A 12271-nucleotide genomic window follows, 5' to 3' on the forward strand; every position below is an offset into this window, starting at 1 on the left:
TAGACGAACGGACCATACTTTGCGCAATTGCGGATGCAAAAATACAAATATTTTTTACTATCACAACCCCTGAATATTATTTTTTAAAAAATTTAATATGCTTTCGCAAATAACACCCTTTTATTTGACGGTTTACCGGTCACCATACATACTCCTTCTTCCTCAAAAGCATCAATAGGAATGCACCTGATCGTTGCTTTTGTTTCGTTTTTCACACGTTCTTCGGTCTCCTTACTACCATCCCAGTGTGCAGATATAAATCCACCTTTACCCTCTAAAATTTTCTTGAATTCATCATAAGTATCAACTTTGGTAATATGTTTCGTTCGATAATCCAATGCCTTTTGATACATATTCTTCTGAATATCCTCCATAAGAAACTCGATCTTGGCTACCACATCGGTCGCAGAAACTGTTTCTTTTTGCAACGTATCTCTTCTAGCGACTTCGAATGTACCATTTTCCATATCCCTTGGCCCAATTGCCAACCTAACCGGAACTCCACGTAGTTCGTATTCATTAAATTTAAAACCAGGCTTATGAGTATCCCTATTATCAAACTTCACCGAAATACCTTTAGACCTTAATTCTTTAACCAATGGCATTACCTTTTCAGAAATTTCATCTAACTGATCTAATCCTTTGTAAATAGGAACGATAACCACTTGAATTGGCGCCAATTTTGGAGGAATTACTAATCCATTATCATCACTGTGCGTCATTACCAACGCCCCCATCAATCTAGTTGAAACTCCCCATGAGGTAGCCCAAACATATTCTTTACCACCCTCTTTGGTAGCGAACTTAACATCGAATGCCTTTGCGAAATTTTGACCTAAGAAATGTGAAGTCCCCGCCTGTAATGCTTTTCCATCTTGCATTAATGCTTCTATACAATAGGTTTCAATCGCACCAGCAAAACGTTCGCTTTCGGTTTTCGTTCCTTTTATTACAGGTACGGCCATATGGTTTTCAACAAAATCAGCATACACATTCATCATTTGCTCTGCCTCTGCTATTGCTTCTTTTTCCGTAGCATGTGCAGTGTGTCCTTCTTGCCATAAAAACTCCGACGTTCTCAAAAATAGCCTTGTTCTCATTTCCCATCGTACCACATTGGCCCACTGGTTGATCAACAATGGTAAGTCTCTATACGACTGTATCCATTTTCTATAGGTATCCCAAATTATGGTTTCAGAAGTAGGTCTAACAATTAATTCCTCTTCCAGTTTTGCGTCTGGATCAACAATTATTCCACTACCATCTTCAGCATTTTTTAATCTATAATGGGTAACGACCGCACATTCCTTAGCAAAACCTTCCACATGACTAGCCTCTTTACTAAAGTATGATTTTGGTATAAATAATGGAAAATATGCATTTTCATGACCGGTCTCCTTAAACATTTTATCTAAGCCTGCCTGCATCTTCTCCCATATTCCATAACCGTAGGGCTTTATCACCATACAACCTCTAACACCAGAGTTCTCAGCCAAATCTGCCTTCACTACTAGTTCGTTATACCATTTGGAATAATCCTCACTTCTCTTAGTCAAATTTTTACTCATTTTCTGGAGTTTGGCACAAATTTTGTGAATATTATAATAAATTAATTGGGTAAAACTAGTTATTTTTAATATGTTCAACAATATAATTTTGATCCGATGATATATTCTTTACCCCACAACAAAATTCGCAACATAACAATGTTGGTGACCCTAGGTTTAATAGTAGCCTCATGTGGTTCTTACCAGCAATCTTCTTATTATGACAATGACGGTATTTATTCTGACAATACCCCAACCACAGTAGAAAGAAGACCAGAGCAACGATATAATCAGCAAAACAATCCAGAAACCGACACCTATTCTGATTATTTTGGAGAAAAGGCCAATCAATATGATGAAATATTGGATAGCGAAATTTTTACGGATGTTGATTCTTACTCGAGCAACGATATAAATGATAGTATACCTCAAGATCAATTAACAGATTATTATTCAAGCGATAACGACTACCAAGGTTACGGTGGTTGGGGAGATAATAACTCTAACGTAAGTATTAATATTTATGACAATGGATGGAATAATTGGGGATACGGAGGGCTTTATGGTTGGGCAAACCCTGTTTGGGGATGGAACAATTGGGGATATGGTGGTTATTATGGATATGGATGGAACAATCCTTGGAGATGGAACAGATGGAATAATTGGGGATATGGTGGCTTTGGATATGGGTATGCAGGGTTTGGTTTTGGATGGAACTACCCCTATCATGGATATGTGTACGGATATGGAAGTAGATACTACAATCGTAATTCTCGATACGCTAATAGAAACTATGCCTATAACAACTCGAGAAGAGGCACTTACAATAGAACTACAGTAAATAACGGAGCAACGACAAGTGCATTAAGAGGTAGATCTAATGTAAACACAAGAGGAGATTCACCGAGATACAGAAGCACAGATTCAAGAACGGCGACAGCAAGAAACTCTTCGAATTCGCGTAGTTCAAGAACCTATTCTGGAAATACAACAGCAAGAAGAACTGTTGGTGTAGATCAGAACAGAGCTTATAGAACTAGCAGAAGCACAAGGGCTACACCAAGATACAGCACATCTTCACGAAACTCTAGCAGATATTCTTCAAGTCCGAATTCATCTGGTACCACAAGATCAAGTAGTAGAGTTATGACTCCAAGAACCTCAACTTATAGAAGTTCTGGAAATAATAGCTCACGAACAGGGAACAATTATTCAACTGGTCGTTCTACTAGAAGTTCAAATAGCGGATCTTACAGAAGTTCTGGGAGCAGTACAAGAAGTAGCTCTAGCAACGGTTCGTATAGAAGTTCTGGCAATAGTAGTTCCTCTAGAAGTTCTGGTTCAGCAAGAAGTTCTAGTAGTGGCTCATCAAGATCTTCTGGCTCATCTAGCAGAAGTAGCGGTAGAAATAACTAAATCTAAAATTTTAAAAATAAGATATTGCTATGAAAAGATATTTAACTTTCATAACACTGGCGGTATGCGCTCTAAGTAGTGCTCAGAACATCAATGAAGTTTTGCGCTACGGTACCGAAAACCCTGAAGGAACTGCTCGTTTTCAAGCAATGGGTGGAGCTTTTGGAGCCTTAGGAGGTGATTTGTCCTCATTAAATGTTAATCCAGCAGGGTCTGCAGTTTTTAACAATAGTTTATTTACCATTTCTGGCTCAAACTATAACAACAACAATCAATCCAGCTATTTCGGAAATACTACAAATTCAAAGAATAACAACTTAGATCTAAATCAGATTGGTGGTGCATTTGTTTTCAAAAACACCAATTCCGATTCCGATTGGCAGAAATTTACTTTGGCATTTAATTATGATCTTGTCAATAATTTTGACAATGAATATTATGTTGCTGGAAACAGCACACAAGGTATTGACAACTACTTTTTGAATTTTGCACAAGGCACACCTTTCGGGTCTATTCTACGCCAAGACGGCGAATATATAGAAGAAGCTTATTTAGACATCGGCTCTAATCAAGGTTTTAAAGAGCAGCAGGCATTTTTAGGATACTATGGAGGTATTCTTGACCCTATTTCAGAAGATGATAACAACACCGATTACGTTAGTAATACCATTTATAATTCTGTAAATCAGGAGTTTTTAAGAAGAACTACTGGCTACAACGGTAAATTCACCTTGAATATGGGTTCTCAATTTCAAGAGAATATTTATATGGGTGCTTCGTTAAATTTTCATAATGTATTGTATTCAAGGTTTGACCGATTCACAGAAAACGGATATGACCCCACTTCAGAAATACAGAGAACAACTTTCGACAACTATTTACAAACAGAAGGTAACGGGTTCTCGTTTAGCTTGGGTGCAATAGCCAAATTAAATGAATACGTACGTTTAGGTGGTAGCTACCAATCCCCTACATGGTATCGATTAGAAGATGATTTTTCTCAACGCATCAATTCTGATTTGGCTGATGATGAAATTAATTTTATTGATCTTAACATTGTAAATCTTTTTGAAACTTATACGGTTAAAACCCCAAGTAAATTAACAGGAAGCTTAGCTGTCATCTTTGCACAAGACGGATTATTAAGTTTTGATTACGGATATCAAGATTTTTCTAAGGCAGAATTACGACCTACAAACGATCCAAGTTTTCAAACCGTTAACAATCAAATTTCTAATGACCTAAGCACAGTATCTACATTTCGACTAGGTGGAGAATACAAAATTGAACAAGTTAGTTTAAGAGCTGGTTATCGATTTGAACAAAGCCCTTATGCAAATGGCAATACAATTGGTGATTTAAATGCCGTTTCTGGTGGTATCGGCTATAATTTTGGAGGTAGTAGATTAGATTTTGCCCTAAGCCGTTCTCAGCAAGATATTAACGAGCGATTATTTGATTCTGGCATTACTACACCAGCTATTATTAATAGAATCAACACAAATGCAACATTAAGCTACACGATAAACTTCTAATTAAGTTTATTGCTAAATACATAAAAAAGGGAGCAAATTTGTTCCTTTTTTTTATCTCTTTAATGAGAAATGTGTTTTTCTTGTTTTAGCCACTAATAACCCCTCCTCTATTTCACCATATTCAAATCGAAACCAGTAATCGGTAGCAGGCATCGGCTTGCCATTAAAAGTGCCATCCCATGCAGTTTCAACTCCTAGTTGCTTTAGAAGTTTACCATATCTATCGAATATGAACACTACTGGACCATTTAAAGTTTCGATACCTTCAATATTCCATCCATCATTTATACCATCTCCATTAGGTGTGAAAAACTTAGGATACCCTACCACGAGAAATTCTAACGGATCGGTAATACCACACCCGTTTTTATCATTTATAATTACAATGTTAAGCCCAGGAGGCACATTCATAAATATCGAACTGTCTTGAAACTCGCCACCATTAATAGCATATTCATAATCCCCATCACCCTCAACAAAAAATTCAATGTTATTCTGGTCAGGATCAATTGATAGGTTGGTATCTAATGTCTCTACTCGATCAAGTATAGGCGTTCCAAAAAATGTAATTAATATGCCGCTATAGTCACTTACTGTTGGCGGCGTTCCTGAAATAGTAGTAATTGTTGCGAAATAACGACCAGAGTTAGGGCTCACTACAACTAATTCTGCACCGAAATCTCCAGATCCTGTAAGCGTATCGTCAACTACACCGTCATCTTCATAATCAACGGTCCACTCAACATTTGCAATATCCGCACCCGCAGGTGAATTCAATGCACTTATAGTAATGTCATCATCACCTTCACAAGCGATTATATCCAATCCTAAAAATTCATCCCTAAGCGTGCAATCTAAAGCAGTATTTTGATCATCACTAACAGAATTTCCTGTAAAGGTTAACACAAAAGGTTCTGGATCACCTGTAAAATTATCGGCAAAATTATTAATCAGAATATAATATATTTCACCAGGTAGTACATCTAAATATTCATCATAAGTGTTTTGACTTCCTGTTAATGAAGCTGAACCTTCCTGACCACTATCAGGATTCACACCTAGTCCTGTAAAATTAGTATCGTTCACTTCGTAATTACAACGTATCGGTTGTGCTGTACCATTACTAATATCGGCGCAATCAACATCGGGACCATAAACAGCAAAATCCCATTCTGCAGTAGGTGTTGATCCAGTAGAAGCTAATGCTTCAATATCAAAACCTACCTGACCACCAGTACCCGCCCTAAAAACGAACCAAGAAGTATTATATTCAATGTTAGCAGAAACAAGACTACCTTTTTCCAAGCATCCTGATTGCAGTATAACTTCTGGGTCAAAATCATCGACATCGCCAGTACCACCAGCAATTCCCATAATAGGTTGATCGGCACACACAGGTATTGCCGTTCTACAATCGGCTGAATTTTGAGCAGTTGAATTCCAATAGAAAAGAAAGAAACAACATATAGAACAAATAAGTGTTCTCATAAATAGGGTGGCTATTAATATACGTATAGTATATTATAACTTCACATGCCTAACTTTAGTATTCTACATCGATTATTATGGTGTTTAATCGATAAAATACACTTTTCAGATTCCTTTTTAGGTATTATCGTTTTAATGTAAAATGATTGTTTATATATGCAGCATTGGTATTTTGGCCCAAAGAATTGGTATAAGATAACTTGAACCAATAATCTGATTCTGGCAATAAAACTCCATTAAATGTGCCGTCCCAGCCACTTGAATCTTCATTCAATTGATACAATAAATTACCATATCGATTATAGATCGTTATTACAGGATTGTCTAAAGCTGAAAGTCCGTCTACCTTCCACTTATCATTTACGCCATCTGCATTTGGTGTAAAAAACTTAGGAAAGCCTACAACCACTATATCCTTAGAGTCTATACCGCAACCATTTAAATCTGTAACCGTAATAGTATGTTCGCCAGGAAATAGATTATTAAATATCGAACTGCTTTGAGGTTCTTCACTGTCCACTTGATAATTAAAACCACCATCTTCTTTTAAAAATACTGAAACCACATTCGAGGAATCATCTTTATAAAAGACGGTTACATCAGAAATAACAGGCGGACTTGAAAAAACAACCGTCACAGAACGAACAGTAATACACTGCAATGCACCTAGCGAATTAGTAACAGATAAGGTATAGACCCCCTCTTCTGCAACTGTTATCAGCGAAGTGTTTTGCCCTGAACTCCATTCATAAGTGAAATTAGAATCTGGAATTCTTTTACCTATAGTAACTACAGGAGTATCTCCACAAATAAATACACTGGTATCAAAATCTAAATAAGGCAGCTCAATTCCGTTAATAGCAAATGCTTCTGATGCATCATAACAACTACCATTTTCTACTGATGTCGTACGAACAAAAATCGTTTCTGAGATTTGCGTTGGTATATATTCTTTAGGCAACGCATTAATCCCATTCATCGCCTCTTCAATTGAGGCATGATAGGTAACAAGAAATTCCAAAGAACTTTGATCTCCCAAGGCTTCTAAATCCTTCGGATTAAAATCAATAGAGGTACCATCCAAACAAGTTGTAATGTCATTTAATTCATATGTAAATGGCGCAGGTGCATAAGCTACTTGGGTTTCGCTTAATAAATTATTTCCTAAAGGTCTAATGACTAAAACCCGATACATCGCAGAAACCGCTACATTTAGTTCTGGGCCACTTTCACCTGGTATACGTTGATAGCCAGCTCCTATATCCAAATACCATTCATAATCTATAGCATCTGATGTTGTAGCATCTAAAATTACATTTTCATTATCACACGCAATTTTTGGCGGACCTAATAAATTATCTATTATATCACAGTCTAACGCCGAACTTGGAAATTCTATAAAAATGTTTCCTGAAAATTGAATTGAGAATCCAGAATTATTATTACTGTAATTATTGATCAATAAATGATAATCTTCATTTGGTGCAACTTCTAGCCAATCTTCATACTGTATATTAGCAACTCCCGTTGGATCTTGGCCTACACCTATATAAATACTACCATCTGAATTATCAAAATAATTACATCGTATAGGCTCACCGAGATCACCACAATCGTTGGTTTTATATAAGGCAAAATCCCAGTCCTCATTTGAATCAAAACCGATATTAAAACCTAACTGTCCCATCTCGCCAGTTCTAAAACGATACCATGCAGAGTTTGTTTCTACTGTACCCGTTGCTTGAGTTATACAACCAGATACGGAAGCTCCATTAAAATCATCTAAGCCATAACCATCGGTACCCGCATTAATTGGAGTATTGTTACAAATAGGAATAGCATTAATGCAATCTGGTGCTACCTGTGAAAAACAAGATAGGGCACCAAATAAATTAATAAGGAGAATAGTTATACCATACTTGGTCATAGGGGGTTCGAAGTTTCTAATTTTAAAATTAACGAGTCCTTAACGTTATGTCTAATTTATGTTGTGTAATGCCCCTATTTAGTTATAAAGTGGCACATATTGTATATCTTTGCAGCTTGTAAAAGTTTGTTGAAATGAAAATTGAGGATACATTGGAAAATCAATTTGATGAATTAGGAAACGATCATATTTCTACTTCTGAGGAAACCCCATTACGCAAAGACGCCTTTGTTTTAGATGACGCTACGAAGATTGAGCGTATACGTGAAAATGTTCGTGACATAATGCTTACACTAGGCCTAGATTTGAACGATGATAGTTTAAAAGGAACTCCTAATCGAGTTGCTAAAATGTACGTTAACGAAATATTTGGAGGTTTACACCCTAGTAGAAAGCCAAAGGCATCTACGTTCGATAATAAATATAAATATGGCGAAATGTTAGTTGAGAAAAACATAACGTTATATTCTACCTGCGAACACCATTTTTTACCTATTGTAGGCCGTGCACATGTAGCCTATATCTCTAATGGTACCGTAGTCGGACTCTCTAAAATGAACCGTATTGTTGATTATTATGCGAAAAGACCGCAAGTTCAAGAACGCTTGAATATTCAAATCGTAAGAGAATTACAAGAGGTTTTAGGTACTGAAGATGTTGCTTGCGTTATAGATGCTAAGCACCTTTGTGTTAACTCAAGAGGTATTCGTGATATTGACAGCAGTACCGTAACCGCTGAATATGGTGGTAAATTCAAAGAAGAATTGGTACGCCGTGAGTTTTTGAATTACCTTAATCTAGACACCCATTTTTAATCGCATATAGCTTCATGCATTTGTACGAAAATCAAGAAATTAGAGTATATAATTCCTTAAGTGGAAAAAAAGAAGTTTTCAAACCAATAAACGAAGGCCATATTGGCATGTACGTTTGTGGGCCTACCGTGTACAGCAATGTGCATTTAGGCAATTGTAGAACTTTCATGTCCTTTGATATGATTTTCAGGTATTTCAGACATCTAGGCTATAAAGTAAGGTATGTTAGAAATATTACAGACGCAGGCCATTTGGTAGATGACGCTGAAGATGGTGAAGATAAAATTGCAAAAAAAGCTAGGTTAGAAAAATTAGAACCGATGGAAGTTGTTCAGCGATACACTGTTGATTTCCATAATATCTTAGAAAAATTTAATTTCTTGCCTCCAAGTATTGAACCTACCGCGACAGGTCATATCATAGAGCAAATTGAAATTATTAAGGATATTCTTGAAAAAGGATTTGCCTACGAAACCAATGGATCTGTTTATTTCGATGTAGCCAAATTCAATAAAGAGCATGAATACGGTAAGTTAAGCGGGCGCAAGCTTGAAGATATGATTGCGAATACTCGTGACCTTGCCGCACAAGATGACAAACATAATCCTCAAGATTTTGCACTTTGGAAAAAAGCGGAGCCACAACACATTATGCGTTGGCCGTCACCATGGGGCGATGGATTTCCAGGTTGGCATTTAGAATGTACTGCTATGAGTACAAAATATTTAGGAGAAACTTTTGACATTCACGGTGGTGGTATGGATTTAAAATTTCCACATCATGAATGTGAAATAGCACAAGCCGAAGCATGTAATGGCAAAAGCCCAGTGAATTACTGGTTACATGCTAATATGTTAACGCTTAATGGTAGAAAAATGGCTAAATCTACAGGAAATAGTATACTTCCTGGGGAAATTTTCTCTGGTGAAAACGAAATTCTTAGCAAACCATTTTCTCCATCAATGGTTCGTTTCTTTATGATGCAGGCACATTACACCAGCATTTTAGATATGAGCAACGAAGCTTTATTGGCTTCCGAGAAAGGCTTTAATAAATTAATGGAGGCAATAAGCTCTTTAAAATCTCTAAACACGGGCAAGACAACAAATTTCAATATCTCCGATTGGAAATCTTCATGTTATGCTGCCATGAATGATGATTTTAATACCCCAATTTTAATAGCAACACTTTTCGATGCTGTAAAGCATATTAATCTTATTAAAGAAGGTTCAGAATCTATTACAGAAGAAGATAGGGCAGAACTTGAGAACACAATACACAATTTTGTATTTGACGTATTAGGACTTGAAAACAAAAGTAGTTCTGATGCGGATTCTGAAAAATTAGGTGGTGTTGTCGAGCTATTGATTGAGTTACGTAAATCTGCAAGGGAAAATAAAGATTTTGCCACTTCGGATAAGATTCGTGATCAATTAGCGGCTTTAGGCATTCAGCTTAAAGATGGTAAGGAAGGTACTACGTATAGCCTTTAAATCTAATCTAAAAATCTAAATTTTTTAATTTTAGACTGGTATTCACCAGGCGCTAGGTTTTGCCTTGTTTTAAATACCCTATTGAAATAAGACCTGCTTTCAAAACCACAATCTAGATACACATCTTTAATACTTCGCTTAGGATCTTGTAATAAACCAACAGCTAGTTTTATTCGTTCATTATTAATGAATTCAACTGGTGAAATTCCTAATTCTGACTTAAAGGTTCTGTAAAAATTAGATACACTCATACAAGCAATTTTGCTTAACTGCTCTACTTGAAGTGATTTGTGTATATTATCTCTAATATATCGTACAACCTCAGTCAGCCTACTTTCACTTTTAATTGAAAGTGTTGCATTGCTATATATCTTTCGTTCATTTGTTTGCAAAATTCGAATGATCAACTCACGCAGCATATTATCCACAAAGAAATCCTTGGACGGATGGTCTTCCGTAAATAAAAATAATAAGCGCTGAATTATTTGAAAAATGCCTCTATCATTTACAAAGTGAAAATTGTAATCCATAATACCCCAATCTTCCTTACTGTCTTTTGGCATATTTTCGTTCATAAATTGTAGCACCTTGCTAATTTTATCTTCAGAAATAGCCATTGCTAAACATCTAGTAGGGTTTTTAGCCATTGCCTCAGGAAAATCTATACACATACTTTCGTTAGCAGGTAGCACCAAAGATTCACCAGGTAAAAAATCAAAAGATTCATAATCACGTAAATGCATAATCTTTTTTCCTTGAATCATGCTAGCCAAAACAGGTTGTTCAAATTTCAACAATACACTTTTTGCCTGCTCATGCGTTTCAAAAACATGCATGGCTGCATTATTCATAAAATAGGAAGTTTGATTTTCGACCAAAGTTTCTAACCGTCTCCCTTTTAAAAAATTATCCGGTAATTTTATCACATTACAAATTCTAATGATTAAGAAATTTACAAAATTTTATACTTAAAAAAATCATAATATCAACAAATGGTAGAATTGTTCATGTGATTCGTAGAATACGTCAGATATAATTATAATATGAGAGGTAAATTTAGAAAGCCGTACAAGATATTTTGATACGGCCATGAAATACAATTAATAACTTAAATCATATAATATGAGCACAACAGCAACCGTAGAGAAAGATATTCTTCAAAAACCAAATTTCAAAGACCAATATGAAAATTTTATTGGTGGTAAATGGGTAGCACCATTCAAAGGAGAATACTTTGACAATATTTCTCCCGTAGATGGAAAATCATTTACTAAAATACCAAGGTCTACTGCCGAGGATATTGAGTTGGCAATTGATGCCGCATGGAAAGCAGCTCCATCATGGAATACATCATCAGCAACAGAAAGAAGTAATATGTTGTTGAAAATTGCCGATAAAATTGAGCAAAATCTAGAAGTATTGGCTAGAGCAGAAACCTGGGACAATGGTAAGGCTATACGCGAAACCAGAGCAGCAGATTTACCTTTAGCTGTTGACCATTTCAGGTATTTTGCTGGTGTTATAAGAGCAGAAGAAGGTTCGGTAAGTGAATTGGATTCCAACACAGTGGCATTAAATGTCACAGAACCCTTAGGTGTAGTGGGGCAAATAATCCCTTGGAATTTCCCACTTTTAATGGCAACATGGAAATTAGCACCAGCTTTAGCTGCAGGAAATTGTGTTGTACTTAAACCTGCAGAACAAACCCCAGTTGGCATCTTAATTTTAATGGAAATCATTGAAGGTATTTTACCAGCAGGTGTTCTTAATGTGGTTAATGGTTTTGGCGCAGAGGCAGGTAAACCCTTAGCATCAAGCCCAAGAATAGACAAAATTGCTTTTACCGGCGAGACCACGACTGGCCAATTAATCATGCAATATGCATCTAAAAACATCACCCCGGTCACGTTAGAACTAGGCGGAAAATCTCCAAATGTATTTTTTGAAAGTATTATGGATGCCGATGATGAATTCTTCGATAAATGTTTAGAAGGTGCCAATATGTTTGCCTTAAACCAAGGTGAAGTCTGTACTTGTCCATCAAGAATGT

General features: G+C 36.2%; 9 protein-coding genes. 5 read left to right on the forward strand and 4 right to left on the reverse strand.

Annotation, left to right across the window (positions count from 1 at the left end):
• Positions 1-92: 92 nt before the first annotated feature.
• Entirely contained in the window at positions 93-1568 is a 1476-nt protein-coding gene (proS, locus tag AACZ41_RS17495) for a proline--tRNA ligase (RefSeq protein WP_339629892.1), read from the reverse strand.
• A gap of 144 nt (positions 1569-1712) precedes the next feature.
• On the opposite strand from proS, the gene AACZ41_RS17500 reads away from it, so the two are divergent.
• Positions 1713-2963 carry a hypothetical protein gene (locus tag AACZ41_RS17500; RefSeq protein ID WP_339629893.1) on the forward strand — a complete coding sequence of 417 codons (1251 nt, stop codon included), beginning with the start codon at positions 1713-1715 and terminating at the stop codon, positions 2961-2963.
• Positions 2964-2992: 29 nt separating this feature from the next.
• On the forward strand, positions 2993-4498 hold the full coding sequence (locus tag AACZ41_RS17505; protein ID WP_339629894.1) for an outer membrane protein transport protein: 1506 nt from the start codon (positions 2993-2995) through the stop codon (positions 4496-4498).
• A gap of 51 nt (positions 4499-4549) precedes the next feature.
• On the opposite strand, the gene AACZ41_RS17510 is transcribed toward AACZ41_RS17505, so the two are convergent.
• Both AACZ41_RS17510 and AACZ41_RS17515 read right to left on the reverse strand, forming a co-directional pair.
• The gene (locus tag AACZ41_RS17510) at positions 4550-5986 is read right to left on the reverse strand and encodes a T9SS type B sorting domain-containing protein (RefSeq protein WP_339629895.1); all 1437 of its coding nucleotides are present in this window, start codon (positions 5984-5986) and stop codon (positions 4550-4552) included.
• 124 nt (positions 5987-6110) lie between these two features.
• Positions 6111-7913 (reverse strand): T9SS type B sorting domain-containing protein, encoded by a 1803-nt coding sequence (locus AACZ41_RS17515; protein ID WP_339629896.1) that lies wholly within the window; start codon positions 7911-7913, stop codon positions 6111-6113.
• Positions 7914-8047: 134 nt separating this feature from the next.
• Here AACZ41_RS17515 and folE point away from each other — a divergent pair, with 134 nt between their 5' ends.
• Both folE and cysS read left to right on the forward strand, forming a co-directional pair.
• Complete coding sequence (gene folE / locus AACZ41_RS17520; RefSeq protein ID WP_339629897.1) at positions 8048-8728, forward strand: GTP cyclohydrolase I FolE; 681 nt, start codon at positions 8048-8050, stop codon at positions 8726-8728.
• Between the two features lie 14 nt (positions 8729-8742).
• Positions 8743-10221 carry a cysteine--tRNA ligase gene (gene cysS / locus AACZ41_RS17525; RefSeq protein ID WP_339629898.1) on the forward strand — a complete coding sequence of 493 codons (1479 nt, stop codon included), beginning with the start codon at positions 8743-8745 and terminating at the stop codon, positions 10219-10221.
• A 2-nt stretch (positions 10222-10223) separates the two neighbouring features.
• On the opposite strand, the gene AACZ41_RS17530 is transcribed toward cysS, so the two are convergent.
• Positions 10224-11147, reverse strand: coding sequence for an AraC family transcriptional regulator (locus AACZ41_RS17530; RefSeq protein WP_339629899.1), 924 nt, complete (start codon positions 11145-11147; stop codon positions 10224-10226).
• A gap of 196 nt (positions 11148-11343) precedes the next feature.
• Between AACZ41_RS17530 and AACZ41_RS17535 the strand changes: the two genes are divergently transcribed.
• On the forward strand, positions 11344-12271 hold a 928-nt coding region (locus AACZ41_RS17535; RefSeq protein ID WP_339629900.1), incomplete at its 3' end, for an aldehyde dehydrogenase family protein.

Source organism: uncultured Maribacter sp., assembly GCF_963974015.1.
GTDB lineage: Bacteria > Bacteroidota > Bacteroidia > Flavobacteriales > Flavobacteriaceae > Maribacter.

Excerpts from the sequence above, each read along its gene's own strand:
- AACZ41_RS17515 (WP_339629896.1), bottom strand. The coding sequence starts at position 7,913 with ATGACCAAGTATGGTATAACTATTCTCCTTATTAATTTATTTGGTGCC.
- proS (WP_339629892.1), bottom strand. The coding sequence starts at position 1,568 with ATGAGTAAAAATTTGACTAAGAGAAGTGAGGATTATTCCAAATGGTAT.
- cysS (WP_339629898.1), top strand. The coding sequence starts at position 8,743 with ATGCATTTGTACGAAAATCAAGAAATTAGAGTATATAATTCCTTAAGT.
- AACZ41_RS17505 (WP_339629894.1), top strand. The coding sequence starts at position 2,993 with ATGAAAAGATATTTAACTTTCATAACACTGGCGGTATGCGCTCTAAGT.
- AACZ41_RS17510 (WP_339629895.1), bottom strand. The coding sequence starts at position 5,986 with ATGAGAACACTTATTTGTTCTATATGTTGTTTCTTTCTTTTCTATTGG.
- folE (WP_339629897.1), top strand. The coding sequence starts at position 8,048 with ATGAAAATTGAGGATACATTGGAAAATCAATTTGATGAATTAGGAAAC.